Source organism: Endozoicomonas sp. OPT23 (assembly GCF_009653635.1).
GTDB lineage: Bacteria > Pseudomonadota > Gammaproteobacteria > Pseudomonadales > Endozoicomonadaceae > Endozoicomonas_A.
In genome coordinates this window covers 205876-232329 of sequence record NZ_PPFD01000006.1, presented here as the reverse complement: position 1 = coordinate 232329, position 26454 = coordinate 205876, and the positions used below count along the sequence as shown (strand labels likewise).

The following is a 26454-nucleotide window of genomic DNA, read 5'->3' as shown; positions in this document are numbered from 1 at the left end:
AAGAGCTAGAGAATCAGCTGTGCCGGACAGGAGAGACGCACAGCAACGGTGAACAGTTGAGGTTGGTCACTGAGTATCCAGTAGGAACCAGCGAGGCCAAAAAGAAAACCACGTTGTTTCCGCTTCACAGCCTTTCTACCTATTTTTCAATTTTCGATAATCTCATTTAACGGTCATAATTCCACAAAATGAAAGTACTCGCAGTATTCGGAACCCGCCCTGAAGCCATTAAAATGGCTCCGCTTGTTCAACAGCTTTATAAACACTCCGAGATTGATGCCAAAGTCTGCGTAACCGCCCAGCACAGGGAAATGCTCGATCAGGTTCTTGAATTGTTCGACATCGAACCGGACTATGACCTGAATATAATGCAGCCTGGTCAAACCCTGACTGAGATCACCAGTAACATTCTTAAGGGAATGGAATCTGTGCTCCATGAAGCAAAGCCGGATATTGTGCTGGTGCATGGCGATACCACCACTACGATGGCCACCACACTGGCGTCGTTTTATCAGCAAATCCCTGTGGGCCACGTGGAAGCTGGTTTGAGAACAGGTGATATTTATTCTCCCTGGCCGGAAGAAGCTAATCGTAAGCTGACAGGTTCATTAGCTCAGTGGCATTTCGCCCCCACTGAAAAAGCCAGGAACAATCTGTTAGCGGAAAGTGTGCCTGATGAGCGAATCATCGTAACAGGTAATACGGTGATAGATGCTTTATTAGAAGTAAACGAAAAACTGGAACAGAATGAAGAGCTAAGAGCTGATGTATTGTCCCTAAAGATACCCGAACCAGAACACAACTTGAGAGCCCGAAAATAGGTTTCGGTCATGCAGCTTAATGTTTGAATAACCCGAACTGATTCTGATTTTTCGATTTTCAGTTCAAAAAAGCAGTCCCTAAATTATCCGAACTATCCAACCCCTTCTGCTACCTGATTCACAGTAATAATCAGACAGTTGTTTGAATTCATAAATCAATACGTCGATGCTCGTTCATAATGCATCTCCAGCGTATAACAGTTCGTCATTTTAGTAGATTAGGTTCAGCTCTTGAGACAGCTAGAGTTTTGGTTTTTTAGCCGAATTAAGCGGTTGATGATTATATAGAGTATAGCCAACCCTCACTGAGTGTCTGCAACTATCCCGTAAGCGTATGACTACAGAATAGATATAAGTATTACCATTCTATTAGAGTACTTATATGTATTTTTTAGCTAATCTGAATAGCCTGAGCGCCTAAGATAAGTATGAACAACAGATTGGAAGTATTACTAAATGTAGGGCTTAGAGGTGCAACACTAATCAGTAAGTTTGCATTGCTTTTCTTTCTTGCTAAGTATGCCGAGCCGGAAGATGTCGGTGTGTATGGATTAATTTCAGTAACTATAGGATATTTGCTATATTTTCTAGGTGTGGATTATTACACCTACTCTACTCGAGAAATGTTATCTGTTGATAGGGGGAAGTGGCCAGAGATACTGAGAAATCAAGCAGTTTTTCATGTGTTAGTGTATTTAGTAGTTTTGCCTTTCGTTTCAATTGTTTTTATTACTGAAATACTATCATTAAAATATTTGATTCCCTTTTATCTCTTATTGATTTCAGAACATATTGCTCAAGAGTTGAATAGAATTCTTATTGCTGCAGGGCGTGTGCTTACAGCCTCGGTTGTTCTTTTTTTACGTTCAGGATTATGGTGCTATATTGCTATAGGGCTAATCTATTTTAAAGTATATGAAGACAATCTTATAGTAACACTATCAACATGGATTGTAGGTAGTGTTGCTGCTGCAATGATTGGCATCGTGGCACTTAAGGATTTGTCTTGGAAGGATATAAAAGGTACGAGTGTTGATTGGTCGTGGATAAAAAAAGGTCTCAGTGTTGCAGGGTTGTTTCTAATTGGCACATTGTGTTTAAGAGGGATTTACACCGCTGATAGATACATCGTTAATTATCTTTCAGGTGTTGCGATGGTAGGGGTCTATACATTTTATATGGCCGTCTGTAGTGCTTACACATCATTTATTGATGCTGCTGTGATTTCTTTTCGATATGCAAAAATGGTAGAAGCTTACAGAAGGGGCGATATTACGCAGTTCCTGATTCTAAGAAAGGGTATGCAAAATGCCATTATTGGGATTGGTGTATTGATTGGAATAGCTGCTGCTGTAATGATTAATCCGGTGCTTAGTATTCTGGATAAAAGTAGTTACACAAATCAAATTCAGTTTTTCTGGATTATGTTAGCTTCATCTGGGATTGTAGCTTTGAGTTTGGTGCCTCATTACTCATTATACGCATTTGGTAAGGATAGAGTACTAGCCGTTATTAATGTTGTAGGTGTTTTGGTTTTCTTTACTTCTACCTACACAATATCCATTTATTATGAAGGTCTAACTTCAGTTGTTTTTTCGATTTTAATAACGAGTATTTATTTTTTACTATTTAAACAATTGTTTTTCAGGTTGTTCTTAAACACATTAAATATAGAAGTGAGATGAGTTGATGTTTAATAATCAGTCAGTCCTAATTACAGGCGGCACAGGTTCATTTGGTAAGTTGTATGCGAAAACCATCCTGGAACGTTATAATCCCAAAAGAATTGTTATCTTCTCTCGTGACGAGCTTAAACAGTTTGAAATGCAGCAAGAGTTTAATCATCCCTGCATGCGTTACTTTATTGGTGACGTGCGGGATAAAGATAGGTTGTCTCAAGCTATGAGAGGTATTGATTATGTTATTCATGCGGCAGCAATGAAACAGGTTCCAGCCTCAGAATATAATCCGATGGAATGTATTAAAACAAATATTCATGGGGCAGAAAATGTAATTCATGCTGCCTTAGATAATAATGTTGAGAAAGTGATTGCGTTGTCTACCGATAAAGCGGCTAACCCAATCAATCTATATGGTGCTACCAAGCTGGCTTCAGATAAATTATTTGTTGCGGCCAACAATATGGCAGGTGGGCACAAGACTAGATTTGCTGCTGTACGTTACGGTAATGTTGCAGGTTCTCGAGGCTCTGTTGTGCCATTCTTCAAAAAAATGATAGAAGAAGGTGCAGATCATCTTCCGATTACTCATGAAGACATGACTCGTTTTTGGATATCTCTACAAGACGGCGTAGATTTTGTTCTTAAAAACTTTGATCGGATGAAAGGCGGAGAGATTTTTGTGCCAAAAATTCCTTCCGTCCGCATTGTTGATCTTGCTAAGTCAGTAGCTCCGGACCTTGAGCAGAAAATAGTGGGTATTCGTCCGGGAGAAAAGTTACATGAAATCATGTGCCCCGCTGACGATTCCCATCTGACTATTGAATTCGATGATCATTTTGTGCTGTCTCCTACTATCACATTTCGCAGCAGTGACAATGATTTTACAGAGAACAAGTTAGGGGAAACTGGGAAGCCTGTTGAGCAAGGTTTTGAATATAATTCTGGGTCAAATAACCATTTTCTAACAATCTCTGAAATTCTCGATTTTCATGAGAAGGCGGATGTATGATTCCTTACGGCCAACAAGATATTAATCAACAGGATATTGAGGCCGTGCTGGAAACCCTGCAGTCAGACTTTCTGACGCAGGGACCTAGAGTCCCAGCATTTGAGAAAACGGTGGCAGAGTATTGCCAAGTTAAGCACGCCTTTGCTGTGAACAGTGCTACCTCAGCATTGCACATAGCATGTTTGGCGTTGGGCGTTGAGGCGAGTGATATCGTCTGGACGACCCCAGTCACATTTGTAGCCTCCGCGAACTGTGCCCTCTACTGTGGTGCTGATGTTGATTTTGTTGATATCAATCCAGAAACATTCAACCTGTGCCCACAAAAGCTGGAAGAAAAACTAAAGCAAGCCGCTTCCGAGAATCGCCTTCCTAAGGTTCTAATACCTGTTCATCTTTGTGGTTTGCCCTGTGATATGAGGGCTATTAAGCAACTTGCAGATGAATATGATATTAAAATTATAGAAGATGCTTCCCATGCAATAGGTGGTCGATATGAAGATTTACCCATTGGTAGTTGCCAATATTCTGATATCACTGTTTTCAGTTTTCACCCAGTCAAAATTATCACAACTGCTGAAGGCGGAATGGCTGTTACCAATCAGTCTGATCTGGCTGAAAAAATGGCCCTTTATCGAAGTCATGGCATTACTCGAGAACCATCGTTGATGACTCATGAACCAGATGGTCCATGGTACTACCAGCAGGTTGAACTGGGTTTTAATTACAGGATGACTGAGCTTCAGGCAGCGTTGGGAGTTTCTCAAATGCACCGGCTTGATGCCTTTGTAGCTAAAAGGCATCAAATTGCTGATCGCTACGATGATTTATTGAAAAATCTTGACCTTACAATGCCTGTACGCAGTACAAGCAGCTATTCAGGCTTGCACTTATATGTTATTCAGGTAGATGCAAAAAAGAGACTTGGATTGTTTAACTTATTGAGAGAATCAGGCATTGGTGTAAATGTACATTATATTCCTGTACATACACAGCCCTACTATCGGTCTTTGGGTTTCAAAATAGGTGATTTTCCTGGTTCGGAATACTATTACAGTCGGGCAATTTCTCTTCCAATGTACCCAAATTTAACTGAAAATGACCAAAATTATGTAGTAGCTAAGATTAAAGAGGGGCTAATGTTATGAAGTTAGCTCTTGGCACAGCTCAGTTCGGTCTTAAGTATGGTGTTGCTAATTCCAAAGGGCAGGTTAGCCAACTAGAAGTCAAAAACATCCTTCATCTTGCTGCTGAAAATAGTATACAAACGCTTGATACAGCAATTGCTTATGGAAACAGTGAGGCCGTTTTAGGAGAGTTAGGCGTTGATGGCTGGGATATAATTAGCAAACTCCCTGCAGTCCCTGATAATTGTAAGAATATTTCTCAGTGGGTTGACGACCAAGTCACAGCATCACTTACCAGACTTCAGAAGCCGATGGTTCATGGCTTATTATTACACCGTCCAAATCAGCTACTAGATAGCTACGGAACTGAATACTACCAAGCGCTGCAAAGACAGAAAGATTTAGGTCGAGTGTCAAAGATAGGTATTTCTATATATCAACCAAGTGAACTGGATGCATTGCTTTCAGTCATGAATTTTGACATCGTTCAAGCTCCTTTCAATATTCTAGATTTAAGGCTGATTGAAAGTGGGTGGTTAAAAAAGTTACATCAAAATGGAATTGAAATTCATATACGCTCTGTTTTCTTACAAGGTCTTCTTTTGATGGATTCAGAACAAAGGCCAGATATATTTTCAGATTGGAAAGAGTTGTTTTCAGATTGGGATGATTTTGTACAAAAAAATCGATTATCACCTGTTGAGGCCTGTTTAAGGTATGTTCTAGCTCAACCTGAGATTACACAGGTTATTGTTGGTGTTGATAGTAGCCAACAATTACAAGAAATTATTTCTGCTGCAAAAGGAGTGCTGCCAAAAATTCCATCTGCTTTAGGTACCACTGACCCAATTTTACTTGATCCTTCTCGCTGGAATCAGTTATGAATATTGTTGCCATAGTACAAGCCCGAATGGGCTCTAAGCGTCTTCCAAATAAGGTTATGAAGACTATTGGAGGTGTGCCTATGATAGAGTTGCTTCTAAAACGTTTGTCTAAAGCTAAAAAGGTTAATCAAATTGTTTTGGCAACAGGCGTTGGCTCTGAAAACAAACCATTAGCTGAGCATGTGTCCAATCTAGGCTTTAAAGTTTTTCTCGGCAGTGAAAGTGATGTACTTGATCGTTTCATTCAAGTTGGGAAAGAAGTAAAAGCAGATATTGTTGTTAGGATAACTGGTGACTGCCCTTTAGTTGATCCAGATTTAGTTGATCATGCTATAGAATATTTTAATGAATCGAATGTAGATTATCTCAGTAATAGTGCAGAGCCTTCTTTTCCAGACGGCCTTGATATTGAAGTTTTTCATTTTACTGCTCTTGAGAGAGCCGCAAAAGAGACAAATAGCTCTTTTGATAAAGAGCACGTAACACCTTATTTACGAAAACAAAATAAGTTTCGACAAATAACCTTGAAAAATAGTGAGAATTTGTCAGATTTGCGTTGGACAGTTGATGAGCAGCAAGATTTTGATGTTATAAAGAATGTGTTTTCATATTTTTCTCCTGATATTCATTTCAGTTGGCTACAGGTTTTGAGACTTCAACGTTCTCAACCTCAGCTTTTCTCCGATAATCAGCAACTAGTAAGAAATGAAGGTGCCATTTTGAACAGTGGACAAAAGCTTTGGAAGCGAGCTAAGAAAATAATTCCAGGTGGCAATATGTTGCTCTCAAAGAGAGCAGAAATGTTTTTACCTGACCAATGGCCAGCGTATTTTAGTAAAGCTAAAGGTTGTAAAGTCTGGGATCTGGATGGAAAAGAGTATATTGACATGTCTGTTATGGGTGTTGGTACCAATACCTTAGGGTATGGTCACCCTGAAGTAGACGAAGCTGTTCATAGGGTGGTGACAGATGGCAATATGACCACGCTAAATTGCCCCGAAGAGGTATACCTTGCTGAAAAATTGATTGAATTGCATCCTTGGGCTGATATGGTGCGCTTCGCTCGTTCTGGTGGTGAAGCTAATGCTATTGCTATCCGAATTGCCAGGGCCGCAACAGGAAAGGACAAAGTTGCGGTTTGTGGTTATCATGGCTGGCATGACTGGTACCTCTCTGCCAATCTTGGAGATCAGGAAACATTGGCAGGTCATCTTTTGCCTGGTCTTGAGCCTAGAGGTGTTCCTGAAAATTTGAAAGGAACCGTTCTCCCATTTAATTACAATGACTTCGAAACACTATTAGAGTTGGTTAATCAACACGATATAGGTGTAATCAAAATGGAAGTGCAGAGGAATGAAGATCCACAAGATAACTTCCTACAGAAAGTACGTCAGCTAGCCACCGATAATGGAATTGTATTAATTTTTGATGAATGCTCTTCTGGCTTTCGGCAGACTTTTGGAGGCTTACATCATCACTACGGAGTAGAGCCAGATCTCGCGGTATTTGGTAAAACACTAGGCAATGGTTATGCTATTACCGCAACCATTGGTCGTCGTGAAATCATGGAAGCGGCGCAAAGTAGCTTCATAAGCAGTACTTTTTGGACTGAACGTGTAGGGCCAAGTGCTGCTCTGAAAACACTTGAAGTTATGGGTAGGGAAAAATCCTGGGAGAAGATTACTGCTATAGGCAAAGATGTTCAGAATCGATGGCTACAACTTGCCGGAAAGCATGAAATTGACATCACATTGTTTGGCATTCCAGCGTTGACAGGTTTTGTATTTGATAGCCCAGATGCGTTGATGTATAAAACTCTGATTACTCAGAAAATGCTAGAAAAAGGATATCTTGCAGGGAACAGCATCTATGCCTGTATAGAGCACACACCTGCAATTATTGAACAATATTTTACAGAGCTTGACCCTGTTTTTGCACTGATTAAAGAGTGTGAGGATGGTCGAGATGTGCAGAGCTTGCTCAAGGGCCCTGTGTGTCACAGTAGCTTTAAGCGTCTAAATTAGTATAGAAATGAAAGTTGTTATACGAGTTGATGCGTCAACAGAAATAGGTACTGGCCACGTCATGCGATGCTTGACGCTAGCTAATGCGTTGAAAAAATATCTCAGCGCTGAAGTTCTTTTTATCTGCCGAGAGCGCGAGGGGTGCCTTTCAGAGCAGATTAGAAAAGGGAATTTCAATCTTAAGTTTTTAGCTCAGCCTGCTCGGTTAGAAAGTTTTAATTATGATACAGAATCATCTGATATCAGTCAGGCAGAAGATGCAAAAGATACGCTCTTAGCTATAAAGCGATGTCCTAGTTTTTTGATGGCAGACTGGCTAATAGTGGATCACTACGGGTTAGATCAAAACTGGGAAAAGCGAGTTCGCCCCCATTGTCATAAATTAATGGTCATTGATGATCTGGCAAACCGACAGCATTGTAGCGATCTTCTTCTTGATCAAAATTACTATCAGAATATGGGATCACGCTACCGTGAAAAAGTGAATAAAGACTGTCTCTGCCTGTTAGGACCTAATTACAGCTTGCTCAGAGAAGAATTTTCAACGGCAAAGAAAGCACAGTGGCGAGATACAAACCCAGAGGTATTACTCTTTTTTGGTGGTGCTGATCAGGTCAATGCAACTCAGCATGCAATTGAAGCCATACTGCCAATTATCCAGTCATTGGGCATGGTCCATGTGGTAGTTGGTGCTTCAAATCCTCATGCAGAAAAGATTAAATATCTATGTCTTCAGCATGAGAAATTACGCTACCACTTTGCCATTGACTATATGAGCAAGCTTATGCAGGAAGTCCAGTTATTTGTTGGTGCTGTAGGGTCTACTACATGGGAGCGTTGTGCTGTTGGATTGCCAGGAATTGTTGTGACAGTAGCGGATAATCAATTACAACTTGCCAATGATTTAGATGCTATGAGAGTGCATACTTGTCTTGGTACATTTGATGTTGGAGTTGATTTTACAGAAGCATATCAAGCTCAGATATTCAAGACTATGCGTAACTATGCTCTCTGGATTGAAATGCAGGATAGATCGATGGATCTTACTGATGGTAAAGGCTGTCGAGCTGTCACTAATATTATGGAATTAGCGATGAATAGCGAAAATAATAATAGCTTTTAATACTCTTTTCTTAAACTATCTTATCGAGTTTCATACAATGGTATCTTTCGGAACAATAAGAGAAATACAGCCTGACGAAGTTGAACTAATGCTTGCGTGGAGAAATGCTCCATCCGTACGCCAGAATATGTATACGAATCATGTAATAACTTTGGCTGAGCACTTAAAATGGTGGGAGAGCACTAAACAAAACAACAAAAGTCAGTATTTTATGTTTGAGTCTAATGGTCAACCCTATGGAATAATTGGTTTTACGGGAATAGATAGACTGAATAGGTGTACTTCCTGGGCTTTTTATGCTGCACCGGGTAGTCCAAGAGGTACTGGAAGTAAGATGGAATTTCAGGCGCTTGAATATGCTTTCAATACCCTTAAACTTAATAAAATATTTTGTGAAGTTTTGAGCTTTAATGCTGCTGTAATTAAACTACATAAGAAATTTGGATTCGTTGAAGAAGGGGTTTTTCGTCAGCAACACCTTGTGGACGGAATATTCACTGATGTACATAGATTGGGTTTATTAGAAAGTGAGTGGGCAGAACAAAAGAGTGCTGTTAGGAGTAGATTAGAAAAACTGTTTAAAATTCCTAAAGAGTGACTTTTATATCCCACATAATAATTAACTTTAATTTCCATTGATTTTAATGAGAGTTGAAGTGTGATTAGATTTAAGTAAGAAGATAAATTGATGAATGATACATTTGAAATTGCTGGTAGAAAAATAGGTTCAGAATATCCACCATATATTATTGCCGAATTGTCGGCAAATCATAATGGTGATATCAATCGAGCATTTAAAATCATGGAGGAAGCTAAGAAGGCGGGTGCGGATGCTATAAAATTGCAGTCGTATACTCATGAAACAATAACAATTGACTGTGATGCGGAAGAGTTTCAGATACATGGTGGTCTATGGGATGGTCAAACACTATATGAACTCTATAAGGGTGCACACATGCCATGGGAGTGGCATAAGCCCCTATTCGAGAAAGCAAAAGAATTAGGAATTACGATATTCAGTTCCCCCTTTGATTTTACTGCTGTTGACCTACTTGAAGAACTAAATACGCCTGCTTATAAAATCGCTTCTTTTGAATTAGTAGATTTACCATTGATCGCACGGGTTGCACAAACTGGTAAGCCGATGATTATGTCAACAGGTATGGCTAATGAAGATGAGATTCAGGAAGCTGTTGAAACAGCCAGAAAACATGGTTGCAATGAATTGCTAGTATTGCATTGTGTCAGTGGTTACCCGGCTCCAGCTGATCAGTATAATTTAAGAACACTGAAAGATATGGCTGAGCGGTTTGATGTGTTGGTAGGATTGTCAGATCATACGATTGATAACGCAACAGCAGTTGCCTCTGTAGCGCTGGGTGCGTGTTTGATAGAGAAGCATGTAACGCTAGATCGCACTGGTGGAGGGGCGGATGATAGCTTCTCATTAGAACCTTCAGAGTTGACTCAGTTATGCAGGGACACAAAAACTGCTTGGCAGTCACTGGGCAAGGTGAACTATCAGCGAACTGAGGCAGAAAAAGGAAATATCAAGTTTCGTCGATCTTTGTATATTGTAAAAGATATTGGTAAAGGGGATATATTTACCGAACAACATATTCGTTCTATCCGTCCAGGCAATGGTATCGAACCAAAATATTATGATGAAGTAATAGGTAAAATAGCTAAGAAAAAATTGGTCTACGGTATGCCATTAAAGTATGAGTATTTTGAATAAATTCCCATCTCAGATGTTTATCATTTCGTGGGCTAATTCATAGGCTTTTCTTTTTTATTAGTTTTTATGTGTATTTTAAAATAAATAAAAGTAAGCCATAAGATTTTACGATGAGTGTTTGTAATAATGAATTCTAATAAATTTGATCTTGATGTTTTTATAGAAGGTGAATTGACCGATTTATGTATAGCGACTGAGGCATTCGCGTACTCGTCAAATTGGTATAGTTGGTTTAATGATAAAAATGTTAATAAATACCTTGAGCAGGGTGCTATTCCAAATACCAGAGAACTTCAACAGAAATTCTTTCTGAGTGTAGCGAATGATCGCTTACCTTTAATAATAGTAGATAAAAATAAGGTGCCTATTGGTACGATTTCGTTGTCATTTATAGATCATGTGAAGAAGACATGTGACATTGCTTTAGTCGTTAGTAATGATGGTGATCGGAAGTATAAGCCATATATTAGTTTAGAGGCAATGGCTCTGATGACAACTCATGCTTTTGAGATGCTTGGAATGAAGCGAATAAGTGCTGGACAGCATATTGAATTAAAAGGGTGGCAAAATAGGCTGGAGTTAATTGGATATAAATTAGAAGGTATTCATTTTGGGAAATTTATTAAAGGTAATCATACATCTGATGTTCTTTCGATTTCTATGAATTTGGAAGATTTTGATTTTTTAACTAAAAGTCGTAATGGTAAATTGTGGGATAGTTTTGAGTTTATGAGGAAGAGAATTAAATCCATGCCGCGAAGTTCTATTTTTAATGAGTTTCTTGAGTTTTATAATACTACTCGATCGGATTACTATGAAAAATTATTCAAATTGTAATATTAAAGCTTACAATTAGCGCTAAATTTCTATTTTTCAAATTAAAATTCAAATTAATATTTAAACTTAAATAATCTATTATAAATTATTTAGAGTTCTATTTTCTATTTCTAGCAGTTAGTAAATAAATTGAGAATGTGCTATACGAACCTGTTAAAAGTAGCTAGGTACCTCAACGATCGTAATCGAATATTTCAGATTTATCGGCCAACTACTATTTATCACTATAGCGGCAAAGGTTTCAGTGAAATACTAACGCTATATTTCTGTAGAAATTATATTCGAAAGCGAATATCTGACTACTTATTACTGAATCTTAAAAGCTAAGCTTTAATTAGTAAGTTGTTTTTTGTTAAGTGTGTGAGTAGGAGGTTTGTTACGGTATCTTCTATGTGATTAAAAACAACTATAAACAGACTCGTGCTGAATGAACAGATCAAACATATCAAATGGTATTATTTATTTTGATACGACTCTTTAAATTTTGTGTATTGCTACACATAGCGCGACAGATATTCTTATTTCATGTGGTATGAGTGATATAAAAATGCTTTAAGTGTTATCTATTTTTAAATATAGATAATAGAACAACTATTATTTTTTAGAGTTATTATGAAAAAAATACTTTTTATTGAGAACAGATTAAAGACACTGTTATGGGCAAGATTAGCAGAAGAGTTTGTCTCACAGGGGTTAGAGTGTCGATTTTTAGTGCAAAATAATTTATTTAGAGTAGCTGGTCATGAAAATTATATAATACCTTTCCCTGAATCTAATGATTTTTCAAAGTCAGAAGGTACGTTTTTTGATAAACTGAAGATCCAAGATAGAAGTGTTTCGATATTTTCTCGATCTAATGACCATTATAATTATTATTATAATGAAATTGAGAAATATTTGTGTAATTATGATCCTGATGTGGTTATTGGTGAATGTACTCTTTTCCATGAATTGATCGCAATAGAAATTTGTAAAAAAAAGAATATTGAATTCATACATCCAACAAGTTGTCGGTATCCACTCGGAAGATTTTCTTTATATAAATATGATACTTTGCAGCCATGTAATGAAAATAAACTATTTGAAATAAATGATCATGATGTTGCTCTAGAAACTGAAATTAAAGAAAGATCTATAGTTCCTGATTATATTAAAAGAACTACATCTATAAAGGACTCAATAGAAGGTAAGCTAAAGAAATATGCTGTTAAGAAGTACTCGTTACACGGTAGAATTAAAGGTGAGGTTTATAATACTCCATCACTATTTAAAGCAGCAGCTAAAGATACGAGCGTAATCTATAATAAACACTGTTGGGATAGCTGTGCCATAGATATTGAAGCTATTGATGATTGGAATAAGACTGTTCTTGTTCCTTTACAGTTACAACCAGAAGCAAATATTGATGTTTGGGGTTATCCATATAATAATCAAGTGGAGAATGTACTAGAGCTTCTACGAATTATTCCTAAATCTTGGAGTGTTCTTCTTAAAGCTAACCCTAAAACTAAATATGAATTATCTTCTGATCTTTTATCACTGTTGAGAGAAAATGATAGAGTAAATGCATTAAAACATTCCACTACAATGGACGACATATTTAATTTGTCAAAGTATATCTATTCTGTGACAGGAACAATCAATATAGAAGCTGCATTAGCTGGTAAAATAAATATCTCAAATAAATTCTATCCTGTCTCTCTCTTTTCAAAGAAAGAGCATATTGAAGGTGACCTTTACGGTTTCAGATATGACGCAGAAAAAGGGAGTTTGGCAGCCTATCTTCGAGAGAACTCATTTGAGGGTATTATTTCGGATCCAATTAATAGTCCTTCTTGTATATCATCAGATAATATTTCAAAAATAACAAAAGCATTTTTTGGTTATTTTTTTCTGAGGATTACTAATGATATATAGTCCTTTAAAAATAATGACTTTTTCACTTTCCTTATATGTTCTTTTAGTTGTAATCGGAACAGGTTTTATAGACTACTCTGGTCTAAATGTTGAGTTTTATTTTCTTGTGCTTCTATCTATCCTGTTTTTCTTTTTAGGTATTGTGGCTTCAAATTCTATGAATAAGAAAAGGAAAGTCATAAAAAAACACTTGTTTTGTAATAAGGAAAGGGAAAAGCATAGGTTCAATGTTGCTTTGATTTTGTCTTTTGTAGGTATTTTACTATCAATAATAGATAAGTTTTATTTTCGTGGGTATAGCATATCGCTATCAACCGGTTTTTCAGAAAGTAGGGAGTTGCTGGCAAGCGCGAGTACAAACATATACTCATTAGTATCCGCACCCTTATGTGCTTTTTCATATTTTTTGCTTTTCCAATACTTTAATGTATATAAAAAAATGAACGAAAGTAAGTTTCTTGCATTTCTTTCCATAATATTTGGTTTGTATTTGCCATTGGTTAATCTTACTGTTGGTTCACGTATTTACTTGTTTATATATTTTGCGATTCTAATGATGACTCTTATGTATCATAATAAGGTGAAACTAAAATCCTTAATTAAACCTGTGTTTTTATTGGTTTTTTCTATTGTTATATTGATATCTGGAGTAATATTTTCAATTCGTATCGAAGAAGTTGGTTTCGCGATAGAGGATAGTATATTTATTTCTGGTTATTCAAGATTTGCAGTTCCAGAATTCGATTTTTTTGAATATTTCAAGAATAATGACTTTCTTTTTTCTCTCTATGTTTTTTTGATTAACTTCATTCAATATATCACACATGGTATTTACGAATTAGCATATTTACTGGATTATGGTTTTCAAGATTTTCAGTATGGGAACTATACTTTTTTTGTTTTTTATAAAGTAATTTCATACTTTTCGGGCTTACCTTTCGATCCAGGCACCTTACTAGTTGCACCAAGAAATGGAATTTATACTACTTTTCTAGGTCCGTTGTTTATTGATTTTGGTTATTTTTTGGTTATATTTTGTAGTATGTTTGGGTTTTTTATGCAAACTATTTTTTCCAAAGCTCAAGCAAATAGTGTTTACTGTCCATTGTATTTTTACTTAAGTCTTTTGTTGTTCTTTTCACCAATTATAAATTTAATATTTAGTGGTCAAGGCTCTTATATATTTATAGCTACATTGATTTATATTTTTATTAGCAAAACTAAATTCTCTAGGCAATAAGAAATTATTTTAGAAAATTCTAAAAGAGTTAGATGTTGAAGAACCAGGTATTTATTTTTTATAAAAGGTTTATGACTTAAATGAGAGTTGCAATTATTCATGACTGGCTAGTAACTTATGCTGGTGCTGAAAAAGTGTTAGAGCAGATCATATCAATATTTCCTGATTCAGATATTTTTTGTTTAGTTGATTTTATTCCTGACAATCAACGATTTTTTTTGAATAATAAGAAAACTAAGTGTTCAGTCATTCAAAAATTACCGATGGCAGAATCGAAGTATAGGAATTATTTACCACTATTTCCTCTAGCAATTGAACAGCATGACATAGGTGACTACGATCTTATTATATCGAGTAGTCATTGCGCAGCTAAGGGAGTATTAACTGGTCCAGACCAACTGCATATAAGCTACTGTCATTCGCCTGTTAGGTATGCATGGGACTTGCAACACCAGTACTTAAACGAAGCAAATTATACTAGAGGGATCAAATCTTGGCTTATAAGGTATCTACTACACAGATTTCGTATTTGGGACAATCGAACTGCGAATGGTGTCGATCATTTTGTTGCGAATTCAAATTATATTGGTAGGCGTATAAAAAAAGTCTATGGAAGATCTGCAACGACTATATACCCAAATGTTGCAATCCAAGACTTTGATCTCTGTATAGAAAAAGAGGATTACTATTTAACTTGTTCAAGAATGGTTCCATATAAAAAAGTTGACCTTATAGTTAAATCGTTTTCAGAAATGCCGGATAAAACGCTAGTTGTAATTGGTGATGGTCCTGATTTTGATAAGATAAAAAAAAGTGCAGGCTCAAATATACAGTTACTGGGGCATCGACCATTTAATGAACTGAAAGACAGAATGCAGCGGGCTCGAGCTTTTGTTTACGCCGCAGAAGAAGATTTTGGTATTGTGCCTGTAGAAGCTCAAGCGTGTGGTACACCTGTTATAGCTTTTGGGAAAGGGGGGCTTAAAGAAACGGTTGTTGATGGAAAAACAGGTTTGTTTTTTGATAATCAGACTGTATCTTCATTATGCGACGCTATACAACGGTTCGAGAACACTACTTTATTATCTCCATCCCTAATTAGGGAGCATGCAAGCCAATTCTCTACAGAAAGGTTTAAACATGAATTTAGTGCATTTGTGATGAGTAAATGGGAAGAGCATCAGTTAACATTGAATGGAAGTAGTAATAAGTGATTTTACCCGTAATAATGTCCGGCGGCTCCGGTAGTCGTCTCTGGCCTCAGTCCCGTTCTCTCTATCCCAAGCAGTTTCTGCCGCTGGTGAACGATCAAACTATGTTCCAGAACACATTATCCCGCCTTGAGGGGCTGGAATCTGTGTCAGAGCCTCTGGTGATTGCCAATGAAGAACATCGCTTTTTGGTTGCAGAGCAGTTTCGTCAAATGGAGCGTAACGCTTCTGCCATTATTCTTGAGCCCGTAGGCCGGAATACTGCGCCCGCAGTGGCATTGGCAGCACTCAAGGCTATAGCCTTAGCAGAAGATCAAGAGCCTTTATTACTGGTGCTTGCGGCGGATCATGTGATTGATGATGTCCCAGCTTTTCACCAAGCTGTTGAAGCAGCATTGCCCGCGGCCCGTGATGGTAAGCTGGTGACTTTTGGTATTGTGCCTACTGCTCCGGAAACAGGCTATGGCTATATCATGGCCAGCAGTGAGTTTGTAGAGAGCAGTAAGCAGCTTGCGCCGGTAGAGCAGTTTGTTGAAAAGCCCGATCTTAAAACAGCTGAGGAGTATGTTGCCTCCGGCAACTATTTCTGGAACTCCGGTATGTTCCTGTTCAAGGCTTCACGCTATCTCGAACAATTAAAAACATTCCGTCCGGATATCCTGAATGCCTGCCAACAAGCTATGACCGTTCAAAATGAAGACTTGGACTTCGTTCGTCTTGATGAAGCCGCTTTTAAAGCCTGTCCGGATGATTCCATTGATTACGCAGTCATGGAAAAAACCAAAGATGCCGTAGTAGTACCTCTGGATGCAGGCTGGTCTGATGTCGGTTCCTGGACATCACTGGCAGATATTTCTGAAAAAGACGAAGCCGGTAACTCTACTCTGGGTGACGTGCTATTGCAGGATACACGCAACACCTATGTGCGCAGTGAGAAAAAGCTGATTGCCACCGTGGGTGTTGAAAATCTTGTCATTACAGAGAGTGATGATGCGATTCTGGTCTCTCATAAAGATCGTGTGCAGGATGTGAAGAAGGTTGTTGAACAGCTTAAAGCTGAAAACCGAACCGAGGCAAAGCTGCATCGCAAGGTGTACCGACCTTGGGGAGCTTATGATTCCATTGACCATGGCGAACGTTTCCAGGTGAAACGAATCACGGTTAAGCCGGGTGCACAGCTTTCTTTACAGAAACACTATCACCGTGCCGAACACTGGATCGTGGTGAAAGGCACAGCACTGGTAACTAATGGAGAGCAACAGATTCTACTGACTGAGAACCAGTCTACTTATATTCCAGTGGGTGAGGTTCATCGACTGGAAAATCCAGGGAAATTTGATCTGGAACTGATAGAGGTACAGAGCGGTAGTTATCTCGGTGAAGATGATATTGTTCGATTCGAAGATACTTATGGACGGTCTTGATCTATGAAACAGTTGTCTTGTTTTAAGGCCTACGATATTCGTGGCCGTCTTCCTGATGAGTTGAATGTCGATGTTGCAAGAGCCATTGGGCGTGCTGTTGCTGAGTATCTCAAACCTGAAAAAGTTGTCATCGGTGGCGACATCAGGCTATCGACACCAGAACTGAAAAGTGCCTTAAGTGACGGTTTGAGAGTTGGGGGAGCGAGTGTTGTTGATATCGGCCTATGTGGTACGGAAGAAATCTATTATGCTACTTCTCACCTGAAAGCCGATGCGGGGATAATGGTTACTGCCAGCCACAATCCCATGGACTATAACGGTATGAAGCTGGTGCGGGAAGAAAGCAAACCCATTTCCGGCGATACCGGGCTCAGGGAGATTGAAGAACTGGCCCATGAATTCCTGCAATTAGATAAGTCTAACAACAGTGTAATGCAGGGAGATTATTCAGAGCTGAACAATATTTCCCCCTACATCGATCATATTCTTGGGTATATAAAACCTGACAATCTTAAGCCCCTAAAACTGGTTGTGAACGCAGGCAACGGCGCTGCCGGGCATGTGATTGACGCAATTGAGGAAAGGTTTAATGCGGCTTCTGTACCTGTTGAGTTTGTGAAAATTCACCACGAACCGGATGGTAACTTCCCACACGGTATTCCTAATCCACTATTGCACGATTGTCGACAAGCAACCACCGATGCTGTGCTGGCACACAACGCTGACATGGGCATTGCCTGGGATGGAGACTTTGACCGCTGTTTTCTGTTTGATGAAAAAGGCCAGTTTATTGAGGGTTACTACATTGTAGGTCTGCTGGGTGAAGCGTTTCTGGCTCATGAGCCGGGTGCGAAGATACTCCATGACCCACGCTTAACCTGGAATACGATTGACCAGGTAAAGTCAGCCGGAGGTGAGCCAGTACTCTGCAAAACCGGTCATGCTTTTATTAAAGAACGTATGCGAGCAGAAGATGCTGTATATGGTGGTGAGATGAGTGCTCACCATTACTTTCGTGATTTTGCTTACTGCGACTCAGGCATGATTCCCTGGTTGTTGGTGGCTGAATTGATGTCCCGTAAAAACAAACCATTGTCAGCTCTGGTTGAAGAACGTATTGCTTTGTTTCCATCCTCTGGAGAAATTAACAGTAAACTTGACGACGCTCCGGCAGCCATTGCTCGTGTACTGGCTGACTATCAAGCGGATGCTCTAGACATTGATCATACTGATGGTATCTCTCTCGATATGGGAACGTGGCGGTTCAACCTGCGTTCCTCGAATACAGAGCCTGTCGTACGTTTGAATGTTGAAAGCCGTGGCTCTGTAGCTCTGATGAAAGAGAAAACTTCAGAGATTTTGAGCATTCTTCGAAGATAAATTTGTCATATTTGGCAGCTTGAAGGTAAATATGGTAAGTGCTTTTCGTATAATGGCTATTGCTTGGTTGGCATTTATCATCGGCTTATCGGCTGCCAAGAGTGCAGGTTATGGTTCCTCTCTTTGGGGAGGAATCGAGGTGTTTCTTGGCGGTAACAAACAAATGCATTTCGCCATGGCCTGTGTTCTCTCATTTCTTGCTCACCTTGCCTTTCCGGCGTCTCGATTTCGATTGGTCACTCCGGTACTGATGATTCTTGTATTAGGGTGCGTGACAGACGAGCTATTGCAGTATTATCTACCAACACGACACTTTAATCTTTATGACTTTGCCGCCAGCCTCTTAGGATTGATTGCAGGGTATTGTATATTTCATATTGTGAGTCATACCAAAGTAGTAGTTTCAAGTTCCCGTTCCTTATAACTCTTCTTATTACTTTTTTTTATAAATCCTCTCTATTACTTTATTGATGTAACTTCATGCCTACTATACACTTGGGGCGCACTCGGTTGCCTCTTTACCTGCTTATTATTCTGGATTTTACCGTAGCCATTGCCTGCGCAAAGTTTTCAGAGCTGATCCGTTTTCAATCCCTGTCTATGCTTTGGCCCAATGCAAACTTGATAGCTATTCAATCTTTGCTGGCGGTGCTCTGTTCATTTGTTGTGGGTGTTTACGAGCCTTGGCGAGGAAGAGACCTTCATGAACGGTTGGGAAAGGTTATTTGGGCATGGATTCTGTCATTTATTACTCTGGCACTGTTTATAGTGGCGACTAAAACAGCGGAGAGCTATTCACGACTTTGGATTGCTATATGGTCATTGGTGGCTGTCTTTGGTGCTGTAGCCTGTCGGATTTGTGTTTACAAAGCTCTTGTGAAAATGCGAAGTCAGGGGCGTAATACTCGACGAGTCATGGTCATTGGTCGTGGTCGTAACTATCAAATGATTCTGGATGATTTTCAGGGGAGTAACAGCTATGGCTATAACATTGATACCGTTATTCCTTATGAATCGGAACAGCAGGCTGCAGGTGAACTTGATGCAGTATTGGCAAAAAATGAACACTATGATGAATGCTGGATCTGCCTGCCTTTAAAGGACAGTGGGGCGGTTCATAGTCTTATCGAGGCGATGAAACATTCTACGGTTGATGTGCGTTTTATGCCTGGCCTCCAGGATATTCCGCTGTTGAATCATAAGGTTTCACCCATTGGCGGATATTATTCACTTGATATCAGCTGCTCGCCGCTGGATGGTTACAGTCGTATTGTAAAAGCGATTGAAGACCGCGTGGTTGGGCTAATCATCTTTCTGCTGATTTTGCCTGTGTGTGCGCTTATAGCACTGGCGATAAAGCTCACATCGCCAGGCCCTGTGCTGTTCAAACAGTATCGTCATGGTATTGATGGCAAACGGATTAAGGTTTATAAATTCCGGTCCATGAGTATCCATACAGAAGAGCAGGGGAAAGTGACTCAGGCGTCAAAAGGTGACGCCAGAATTACCAAAGTAGGCGCTTTCTTGCGCCGAACCAGCCTGGACGAGTTGCCGCAGTTTTTTAATGTAATACAGGGGAAGATGTCCATTGTCGGCCCACGGCCTCATGCCCTTGAGCACAATGAGTACTATAAAGAAATTGTCGAATCCTATATGAAACGTCATAAGGTGAAGCCTGGAATTACAGGTTTGGCTCAGGTACGAGGGTTTCGAGGCGAAACAGACACACTGGAAAAGATGCAGAAGCGTGTGGAGTGCGACCTTGAATATATGGATCGCTGGACTTTGTGGCTGGATTTCAGAATTATTTTCATGACGGTGTTTAAGGGTTTTTTGAATCCTAATGCTTATTGATACCGATGCGTAGAAGTGTCACTTCTTTTGTTGTAATTTCAGTCAGCAGAGCTATATTCATGGAGATGTAAGTTCAGTGAGTTTGATCGTTGAGCTTATGACTGCATTTGAGGTGGCTATTAAATGTTTTTCACCAAGGTCTCCTGAGTATAGAACTTGGACCATCGCAAGGTGGCTGAAGAATGTGCGACTGTGGTTTATTTTTCCACCGATAGGTAGGGTCGCAGTGCGATAGTTCGTGGAGTTTACTGCCAATTTTATAACCGCCAAAATGGCAGGCTCCTCTGGGGGGTATGGTTGTAATAACCAAAATGAAATATAAAAAGAATCCTCAGCCAAATACTTTTTCTTCGTAACGGATCACTCTGCTCTTGCCATTAGCACTACAGCCTCCCTGAAAATGTCTCGCTCCCTCTTTAGCCTTTGATTTTCATTGCGCAGAATCTGCAGCTCTTGCGGCAGCTTTGTCATGGTGGACTTCAGAATGCTTTCGTTCTCTATCTGTGTGGACGGTTGATGGTTAGAACTTTGGCTAACCAAGGGTTCTTGATCGCTGTTGTGATGTGTGGCCGACGCTGGGACTGCAGTGTCTTGCTTGTTTACCTGATTATTGGCCTTTGGTCTTGAATGTTTGTCTTGATCAATAAACTCCTTCTTCTTCAGGTCATCAAGATCCAGTAAACCTTGATTTTTCAGCGCGCGCTTTTTTGCTGCGACCCAGTTGGCCAGCGTGCTCTCTTTTACTTTCAATATTCTCGCAACCTGTGATGTAGGCTGCTCTGCAGTTAAGGCTAACTCTACTGCTTTTTGCCGAAACTCGAGTGTATAGGTTTGACGCTTTGATTCTGTAGCCATGATTTTTCCTTCATAGCGTGATGTTCTTGTGCATCTCACTTGAAAACTGACGAATACAGTCGGTAAGAAGACGACACAAAAACTTAAGAATCCTAAGTATATACGTGAACGAGAAACAAGGAAGATTTGTTGGTGCAACCACTCAGAGTACATGATGTCACTCGTGTCACGATCTCCTTTACCAACAAGGCTTAAGACAGCCAGAAAAGCGAAAGGCATTTCTCAGAAAAATTTGGGTATACTCGCGGGTATCGATGAGTTTTCTGCCAGTGCCCGTATGAACCACTACGAGAAAGGAAAGCATTTTCCAGACTTCGACACTCTGGAACGTATTGCTAAAATACTTGATGTTCCTGTGCCTTATTTTTACTGCAAAGATGATCAGCTGGCAGAATTGCTTGTTCAGTACGGTAGGATGCCAAGTGAAAAGAAAAAGAAACTACTGACATTTCTGGCTGAGCTAGAGACTCTTTGAGTCTATCGAACTTTAAAACTGCACTTTTTTGTACCTTGATAAATGACTACTTCACTGGCTGTGATCGGAATATTCTTAATATCAATAATTCTCTCTATCCAATATCTCTTCTGATGATTGTCCTGAATACAGGTCAGCTTTATATCGCTGATCCTTGGCGGTTCAAATCTCAAAGGATGACTGGCTCTCTGAGGTAGCAAGATAGTTTCATTGGCTACGGAGTTGAAGCTCGCTCTGAACGTCATACAGGTATACCAGCGCGCAAGAAACTGAGCAGTACCTTTTGTGATAAAAGCTCGTCTGTAGCGTCTCAGCAGGTGTAGGGTTAATCGTTCGCCCTTTTGCTCTTTATAGCTGATGGCTGTCTCCATTCTCCCCGGGTAGATCACATCGTCGCAACACAAGGCATTGGCAATATAACATTTACGAATGAATTCCATTGCAGGCAGGTAATAAAGTCGGTCTTCATTTCTGAAGCGGAAGATGGGTTGCTGGCCAAATACGTCCTCCGCTCCCTGATACATACATTTATCTTTTATCCATTGAGGGCAATCTGCCAGTGACAGTAGATCGACTTCATGGGGAGAAAAGCGAACGGTATGCCAGGGTTTGTCTGGGAGTTCATAGTTTGGATAGCCACTGTTGATCTTGGTACCCATTCCCATACGGCGCATAAACCGGAAAGGTAGTGGGTAATCCATGTGGTTATTTTCGCTATCCCGAAAGCGCATTAGAATACGTTGGCCGCCTGTTTCGTCCCTGAGAATATTGCCCCAGAAACAAAAATGTTGTGAGCCGCCATCAACTGTCGTCCAGTTTGGCAGCCGTTGTTCTCCCGATTTTTTCTTGTAGGGTATGATCCCCAGTCGCTGTATATGACTGGTCATCAGAGATCTCTTAGATTCGTAGTTAAATTATTAATTTTCAGGTTTTCATAAACGGCTTCTTTTCCCCCGTCTTTGGTATAGCAGCTCCTGAATCGGTCAACCTTGAACGATGTTATGTTAATTTCTTTGCGTTCAATATAAGGAGCCAGCAGCTTGCCAAACTCAGGGTCTGCATCAAGATTCAATGCTTTTCGTAACTGATCTTTAGCATCCGGATACTTGTTAATGATACATCTGGCGAGCAGGTGGGCTCTATCGGGCTCAATACCCTCCGCCAGCAGTTTATTCGTCAATGACTGTTCATTGGTGACCTTTTTACGAATGTGCTGATATTCAGTCTGCTGCTCTTCAGAGGGCGCAATCTGGTAGTTCCTGGCTAATTCAGCAATCTCGGGTAGCTGGTCAAGTCCCATGTCTTGTATTTCCTGAGCACTGGCAGGGTTTTCTACAAGACACTGAATCTTATTATTTACAATACGCAGCTCTTGTTCAGCCACTGTGTTGATCAGCTCCGGAGTGATCACTTCCTCAAGGCTGGGGCTCCGATTGTGGTCGTATATAAGTTTGATTTGAATTAACTGAAACAGCTTAACGATATAGTCCCTGATACCAGCAGTGCACATATAAAATGCTTGAAGTATGGCTTCAGAGGGTGCATCAGTTGCTTGTTCAATCCACTGGTACTCCCACATCTCTCGTATAAAATCGACGAAATCCGGGGACAATATAAAATCACGATGCTCGTTTCTACCCGTGGCAAACATAGGCAACAAAGAAGTACTGCCAGGCCCGATAATTTTGCGTGTCTGCGAAGGATACTTTTCAAAAATCTTCAAAATGTCGGGTGTACCAATGAACAAGACAGGTATACAAAGCCTGGTTCTCAGGTACACGAGGTAATTCAGAATGGTTTCATAGTTATCTTCGCTGGATTGCAGCAGGAACGGCACTTCATCGATAGCTAATAGACCCACTTTGTAATATCGCAACAGATACCGTATATCTTTTTTTTCATCGATAAAAATGCCGAATCGATCCTGTAAAATGTATTTGAGTGACTCGATAATGTTTTTTTCAAGAGATTTTTCCTTTCCATCATGGGGGGCCATGATCATAAGTACAGGGACCTGATACTGCTGGAAATCTCTGCTGTCTTCAAAGTGATCAGGGTCGTGAATAATGATGTCAGGAATGAGCTGCAGGCAGTTGGCTGTACCGTCACTCTTTCCCGTGCCGGAAGGCGCAATAAGGAAACCACCAAGTGGCGTTAAGCTGTAACTTCTGTTTATTCTTCTAGTGTTTTGAAAATAACCGTCTCTGATTAAACTGTCGAATTTAAGATAGAGGTCGTAGTGAGGTGCCTGTGATAAAAACCAGCTCGAAAGAACGAAAGGACCTCCGGCGCGTTCATGGGCTGGCAGGTTTTTTTCAGCTGGGTCATAAGGTATCGGGTTTTCAATAGCATCTGTAAAAGTTGCCATATCCATTCTTAAAGGCAGAGCTTCGATATACGGTATGCCTCTATTTCTAGACAGAGGCTGTTCTTTGTAAACGGCTTTTTCTATCCATAAATCCCGATCATCATAGTATTTGTTCATTCTGATTGACGCTCACTCAGTTTTCTTCGTTTAGCTTCTCTACGGATAGCTCTCATTTGTTCATCATGAGCTTCAGCTTCTTTCTCTGCTGTTGTTTTGGTAGATAGTGGAGGTGACTTGGTGGTTTCACGAGGGGTAACTGGTTCATTTCGAGTACGTTCGCTGGTTTCATGTGGTTCCTGGTCTGGCTCTGCTTGGATAGGTGGTGCATCGCGTAATTGCGGTGGTGCTTGTGGAGGTAACTCAGGTGGTATTTCGGGAGGTAACTGAGCTGACACTTCTGGACATTCAGGCTCAGGTACCTTTTCCTGCTGCGCTTCTCTTTTTGCTTCCTGGTGCCTGTTATCTCTCATTCCTTTCCAGGTGGCAGGAGTGTTGCCTTTTTCTGGAAGACGGCTTTTGGTTTGGGCAATTTTCTCGTTGATTGCTGTTTCGGTGGTGTCATTCATATTTTGATCATGTGAGATCTGAATGTTTTCCTCTTCTTCATAACGCAGAATGAACTCAGCATCTTTAAAGGTTGTACCTTGATATTTATCCCTGCACCTTGGTGTAAGTTTGCAAGGAATGTATTCGATCTTGTTGTCTTTTGGTGTAACCAGATAGGCTTGATCCATTGAGTAAGGATCATAGGCAAGTGTTATGTTTTTTTGGTAATTGCCCCTTTCAAACCAGCCCCTTTTCTCAGCGTAGGAGCAGAAATAATACTGATCTTTAAAAAAATGGATGCCTTGTCTGTTTGTTGAACACGGTTTGCGTGGTAGCAGAGCCTTTTGCACCTGCTGGATAGGTGGGGTGCGTAAAACACCACCAATATTTTCAATACCGTACTGCCAAAGCTTAACGGGTATGGCCGGAACTCCTTTTTTAATCATATCCTTAGTGCGAGGATAGCCAACCCTGACACTAGCATTCAGTTTGAGTATTATTCTCAGGTACAGCCCGATGAATTCACGGAGTGTCAGGCATGCCTCGCGGCGTGGATCTATGCCTTTTCCAAGAATCTGGTCCCTGACTTTAAAGGATTGCTCGACTGTGTAGAGTTGAGTGTATTGCCCTTTTTTCTGCGATATATCAAACGACTGCTCAGTAGTTCCTTTCAAGTCAGGACAGTAGACTTTATGATTCTCTATGGATTGCCCAATGAGTTCTATCAGGCCGTCTGGTTTGTCACCTCTAAATTCGCCATGATCTGCACGTAATTTTTCTGATAACCCACTGATCAACGGAAATAATTCAGTACCTAGATACTCCAGCTTCTGATTATCTAAATCGTTCAGATCAATACCGTATTTCAGGCAAAACAGTTGTTTGTCTTCCAGAAGATTACGGATAGCCATAGAAGCTGCAGCCCAGGATGGACCCTCGACACCAATGAAGAGGCCAACAATCATTCGGGAGAAAACATCTACTATGTGGTAGATCACAGGGCGACCTATGATCACAATCTCATGGGGTGTGACTGGATCATCATAGTCAAAATAACTACTGAGAACATAAACATTGGCAATGGTTGCATCGATTTCAAATACACTGCCTGGATAGGGAGCGTTAGCGACACTGCTACTAAACATGGGGCGATCAGATCGTGGTACTACTATTTTTCCGTAACGTTGCCTGAACAGCTTCATTTTTTGGTAGTCTTTATTATTGTAATCAAGCATTTGCTTGTAAGAGGGTACCTCTCTTCGATTGCAGCCAGGAAAGAAGGCTCGAATCATTCTTTTATAGCTGCTTTTTATGGTTTGTTTTTCGCTGATATGGAAGTGTTTCAGGGCATAGTCGAACTGGCTATGGAATAGATGGCTTGGTCTTCCTTCTCCATGCTCTTTGCTTGGTCTTCCTCTTTTTTTTGGCGGAACTTTTGTGGCTACAGGGTTTTCATCATTTTCAGTAGAATTGTTTGCTTTTTTTAATATACCTCTTTTATTGTAATCAGGAGCCAAGGCCAGTTCGGACTGACCTTTCTGAAAATATCGAGATACCGCAAGATAAAATGTTTCTTTGCTGATGCCGTGGGCAGCATGGGCTGCTGTAAACGCTTCTCCTCTGACAGAAGGAATAAATATATCGGGTTGATTAATCAGATAGGGCTCGAGAATTAGCCAGAGTTCACTTGCTCTATCTTTTTGTTTGTCTGATAAAGTCTGAGGCTCCAGGTTGTATGGACTATCCTCGACAACTTCAAGCACGCCTTCCTCAAAACGTTTAAGTATCGATTGTGTCTCGACAGAAGTAGGGAAAGTGTTCTTTGGTTTGTCGGGCAGGTTAATTATGTAGGTGTAGACACCGCGAACAGGGAGGTATGTAATGCGGAAACATTGATCAAGATCCTTGTCTCGGAACACTTGCCCTTTTTGCAACAGGTCAC

22 protein-coding genes and 1 pseudogene are annotated in these 26454 nt (G+C 40.1%); 18 read left to right on the top strand and 5 right to left on the bottom strand.

Going from position 1 to position 26454, the window contains the following annotated elements:
- Positions 1-5: 5 nt before the first annotated feature.
- Positions 6-128, bottom strand: a complete 123-nt coding sequence (locus tag EOPP23_RS21650) for a hypothetical protein (protein WP_255471701.1) — start codon at positions 126-128, stop codon at positions 6-8.
- A 60-nt stretch (positions 129-188) separates the two neighbouring features.
- Here EOPP23_RS21650 and wecB point away from each other — a divergent pair.
- From wecB to EOPP23_RS14900, 17 genes and pseudogenes are all read left to right on the top strand, one after another.
- Positions 189-779, top strand: a pseudogene (wecB, locus tag EOPP23_RS14980) (non-hydrolyzing UDP-N-acetylglucosamine 2-epimerase); the annotation flags it as partial.
- A 470-nt stretch (positions 780-1249) separates the two neighbouring features.
- Positions 1250-2506 carry a lipopolysaccharide biosynthesis protein gene (locus EOPP23_RS14975; protein WP_194842623.1) on the top strand — a complete coding sequence of 419 codons (1257 nt, stop codon included), beginning with the start codon at positions 1250-1252 and terminating at the stop codon, positions 2504-2506.
- A 4-nt stretch (positions 2507-2510) separates the two neighbouring features.
- Entirely contained in the window at positions 2511-3512 is a 1002-nt protein-coding gene (gene pseB, locus EOPP23_RS14970) for a UDP-N-acetylglucosamine 4,6-dehydratase (inverting) (RefSeq protein ID WP_153766810.1), read from the top strand.
- Entirely contained in the window at positions 3509-4657 is a 1149-nt protein-coding gene (pseC, locus tag EOPP23_RS14965; RefSeq protein WP_153766809.1) for a UDP-4-amino-4,6-dideoxy-N-acetyl-beta-L-altrosamine transaminase, read from the top strand. Before pseB ends, pseC begins: the two co-directional genes overlap by 4 nt.
- Entirely contained in the window at positions 4654-5520 is an 867-nt protein-coding gene (locus EOPP23_RS14960) for an aldo/keto reductase (RefSeq protein ID WP_153766808.1), read from the top strand. The genes pseC and EOPP23_RS14960 overlap by 4 nt, the downstream gene beginning before the upstream one ends.
- Positions 5517-7544, top strand: coding sequence for an aminotransferase class III-fold pyridoxal phosphate-dependent enzyme (locus EOPP23_RS14955; protein ID WP_153766807.1), 2028 nt, complete (start codon positions 5517-5519; stop codon positions 7542-7544). Before EOPP23_RS14960 ends, EOPP23_RS14955 begins: the two co-directional genes overlap by 4 nt.
- 7 nt (positions 7545-7551) lie before the next feature.
- Positions 7552-8667, top strand: a complete 1116-nt coding sequence (pseG, locus tag EOPP23_RS14950) for a UDP-2,4-diacetamido-2,4,6-trideoxy-beta-L-altropyranose hydrolase (protein ID WP_153766806.1) — start codon at positions 7552-7554, stop codon at positions 8665-8667.
- A 37-nt stretch (positions 8668-8704) separates the two neighbouring features.
- Positions 8705-9265 (top strand): UDP-4-amino-4,6-dideoxy-N-acetyl-beta-L-altrosamine N-acetyltransferase, encoded by a 561-nt coding sequence (gene pseH, locus EOPP23_RS14945; RefSeq protein WP_153766805.1) that lies wholly within the window; start codon positions 8705-8707, stop codon positions 9263-9265.
- Positions 9266-9355: 90 nt separating this feature from the next.
- A complete protein-coding gene (pseI, locus tag EOPP23_RS14940) occupies positions 9356-10405 on the top strand; it encodes a pseudaminic acid synthase (protein ID WP_153766804.1) in 1050 nt (349 codons plus the stop codon).
- A 126-nt stretch (positions 10406-10531) separates the two neighbouring features.
- Positions 10532-11242 (top strand): GNAT family N-acetyltransferase, encoded by a 711-nt coding sequence (locus tag EOPP23_RS14935; protein ID WP_153766803.1) that lies wholly within the window; start codon positions 10532-10534, stop codon positions 11240-11242.
- Positions 11243-11854: 612 nt separating this feature from the next.
- Positions 11855-13159 carry a hypothetical protein gene (locus EOPP23_RS14930; protein WP_153766802.1) on the top strand — a complete coding sequence of 435 codons (1305 nt, stop codon included), beginning with the start codon at positions 11855-11857 and terminating at the stop codon, positions 13157-13159.
- Positions 13149-14399: an O-antigen polymerase gene (locus EOPP23_RS14925; RefSeq protein ID WP_153766801.1), complete on the top strand. Its 1251-nt coding sequence runs from the start codon at positions 13149-13151 to the stop codon at positions 14397-14399. Before EOPP23_RS14930 ends, EOPP23_RS14925 begins: the two co-directional genes overlap by 11 nt.
- A gap of 80 nt (positions 14400-14479) precedes the next feature.
- A complete protein-coding gene (locus EOPP23_RS14920; protein ID WP_153766800.1) occupies positions 14480-15613 on the top strand; it encodes a glycosyltransferase family 4 protein in 1134 nt (377 codons plus the stop codon).
- On the top strand, positions 15613-17034 hold the full coding sequence (locus EOPP23_RS14915) for a mannose-1-phosphate guanylyltransferase/mannose-6-phosphate isomerase (protein ID WP_370514800.1): 1422 nt from the start codon (positions 15613-15615) through the stop codon (positions 17032-17034). The genes EOPP23_RS14920 and EOPP23_RS14915 overlap by 1 nt, the downstream gene beginning before the upstream one ends.
- Before the next feature lie 3 nt (positions 17035-17037).
- Positions 17038-18414 (top strand): phosphomannomutase CpsG, encoded by a 1377-nt coding sequence (locus tag EOPP23_RS14910; protein WP_153766799.1) that lies wholly within the window; start codon positions 17038-17040, stop codon positions 18412-18414.
- 52 nt (positions 18415-18466) lie between these two features.
- Positions 18467-18838 carry a VanZ family protein gene (locus tag EOPP23_RS14905; protein ID WP_194842622.1) on the top strand — a complete coding sequence of 124 codons (372 nt, stop codon included), beginning with the start codon at positions 18467-18469 and terminating at the stop codon, positions 18836-18838.
- Between the two features lie 56 nt (positions 18839-18894).
- On the top strand, positions 18895-20268 hold the full coding sequence (locus EOPP23_RS14900) for an undecaprenyl-phosphate glucose phosphotransferase (protein WP_153766797.1): 1374 nt from the start codon (positions 18895-18897) through the stop codon (positions 20266-20268).
- A gap of 360 nt (positions 20269-20628) precedes the next feature.
- Here EOPP23_RS14900 and EOPP23_RS14895 read toward each other — a convergent pair whose 3' ends face one another.
- The gene (locus EOPP23_RS14895; RefSeq protein ID WP_194842621.1) at positions 20629-21123 is read right to left on the bottom strand and encodes a transposase; all 495 of its coding nucleotides are present in this window, start codon (positions 21121-21123) and stop codon (positions 20629-20631) included.
- A gap of 154 nt (positions 21124-21277) precedes the next feature.
- Here EOPP23_RS14895 and EOPP23_RS14890 point away from each other — a divergent pair, with 154 nt between their 5' ends.
- The gene (locus EOPP23_RS14890) at positions 21278-21598 is read left to right on the top strand and encodes a helix-turn-helix domain-containing protein (RefSeq protein ID WP_153767216.1); all 321 of its coding nucleotides are present in this window, start codon (positions 21278-21280) and stop codon (positions 21596-21598) included.
- A 2-nt stretch (positions 21599-21600) separates the two neighbouring features.
- Here the strand turns inward: EOPP23_RS14890 and EOPP23_RS14885 are convergent, their stop codons facing one another.
- The 3 genes from EOPP23_RS14885 to EOPP23_RS14875 are packed head-to-tail and all read right to left on the bottom strand — an operon-like array spanning position 21601 to position 26446.
- Positions 21601-22485 carry a hypothetical protein gene (locus EOPP23_RS14885; RefSeq protein ID WP_153766795.1) on the bottom strand — a complete coding sequence of 295 codons (885 nt, stop codon included), beginning with the start codon at positions 22483-22485 and terminating at the stop codon, positions 21601-21603.
- The gene (locus tag EOPP23_RS14880; RefSeq protein WP_153766794.1) at positions 22485-24083 is read right to left on the bottom strand and encodes a TniB family NTP-binding protein; all 1599 of its coding nucleotides are present in this window, start codon (positions 24081-24083) and stop codon (positions 22485-22487) included. Before EOPP23_RS14880 ends, EOPP23_RS14885 begins: the two co-directional genes overlap by 1 nt.
- A complete protein-coding gene (locus EOPP23_RS14875; RefSeq protein ID WP_153766793.1) occupies positions 24080-26446 on the bottom strand; it encodes a hypothetical protein in 2367 nt (788 codons plus the stop codon). The genes EOPP23_RS14880 and EOPP23_RS14875 overlap by 4 nt, the downstream gene beginning before the upstream one ends.
- Positions 26447-26454 lie beyond the last annotated feature (8 nt).

Coding starts and splice junctions, on each gene's coding strand:
- EOPP23_RS14975 (WP_194842623.1), top strand. CDS start 1,250: ATGAACAACAGATTGGAAGTATTACTAAATGTAGGGCTTAGAGGTGCA.
- pseB (WP_153766810.1), top strand. CDS start 2,511: ATGTTTAATAATCAGTCAGTCCTAATTACAGGCGGCACAGGTTCATTT.
- pseC (WP_153766809.1), top strand. CDS start 3,509: ATGATTCCTTACGGCCAACAAGATATTAATCAACAGGATATTGAGGCC.
- EOPP23_RS14960 (WP_153766808.1), top strand. CDS start 4,654: ATGAAGTTAGCTCTTGGCACAGCTCAGTTCGGTCTTAAGTATGGTGTT.
- EOPP23_RS14955 (WP_153766807.1), top strand. CDS start 5,517: ATGAATATTGTTGCCATAGTACAAGCCCGAATGGGCTCTAAGCGTCTT.
- pseG (WP_153766806.1), top strand. CDS start 7,552: ATGAAAGTTGTTATACGAGTTGATGCGTCAACAGAAATAGGTACTGGC.
- pseH (WP_153766805.1), top strand. CDS start 8,705: ATGGTATCTTTCGGAACAATAAGAGAAATACAGCCTGACGAAGTTGAA.
- pseI (WP_153766804.1), top strand. CDS start 9,356: ATGAATGATACATTTGAAATTGCTGGTAGAAAAATAGGTTCAGAATAT.
- EOPP23_RS14935 (WP_153766803.1), top strand. CDS start 10,532: ATGAATTCTAATAAATTTGATCTTGATGTTTTTATAGAAGGTGAATTG.
- EOPP23_RS14930 (WP_153766802.1), top strand. CDS start 11,855: ATGAAAAAAATACTTTTTATTGAGAACAGATTAAAGACACTGTTATGG.
- EOPP23_RS14925 (WP_153766801.1), top strand. CDS start 13,149: ATGATATATAGTCCTTTAAAAATAATGACTTTTTCACTTTCCTTATAT.
- EOPP23_RS14920 (WP_153766800.1), top strand. CDS start 14,480: ATGAGAGTTGCAATTATTCATGACTGGCTAGTAACTTATGCTGGTGCT.
- EOPP23_RS14910 (WP_153766799.1), top strand. CDS start 17,038: ATGAAACAGTTGTCTTGTTTTAAGGCCTACGATATTCGTGGCCGTCTT.
- EOPP23_RS14905 (WP_194842622.1), top strand. CDS start 18,467: ATGGCTATTGCTTGGTTGGCATTTATCATCGGCTTATCGGCTGCCAAG.
- EOPP23_RS14900 (WP_153766797.1), top strand. CDS start 18,895: ATGCCTACTATACACTTGGGGCGCACTCGGTTGCCTCTTTACCTGCTT.
- EOPP23_RS14895 (WP_194842621.1), bottom strand. CDS start 21,123: ATGGCTACAGAATCAAAGCGTCAAACCTATACACTCGAGTTTCGGCAA.
- EOPP23_RS14890 (WP_153767216.1), top strand. CDS start 21,278: ATGTCACTCGTGTCACGATCTCCTTTACCAACAAGGCTTAAGACAGCC.
- EOPP23_RS14885 (WP_153766795.1), bottom strand. CDS start 22,485: ATGACCAGTCATATACAGCGACTGGGGATCATACCCTACAAGAAAAAA.
- EOPP23_RS14880 (WP_153766794.1), bottom strand. CDS start 24,083: ATGAACAAATACTATGATGATCGGGATTTATGGATAGAAAAAGCCGTT.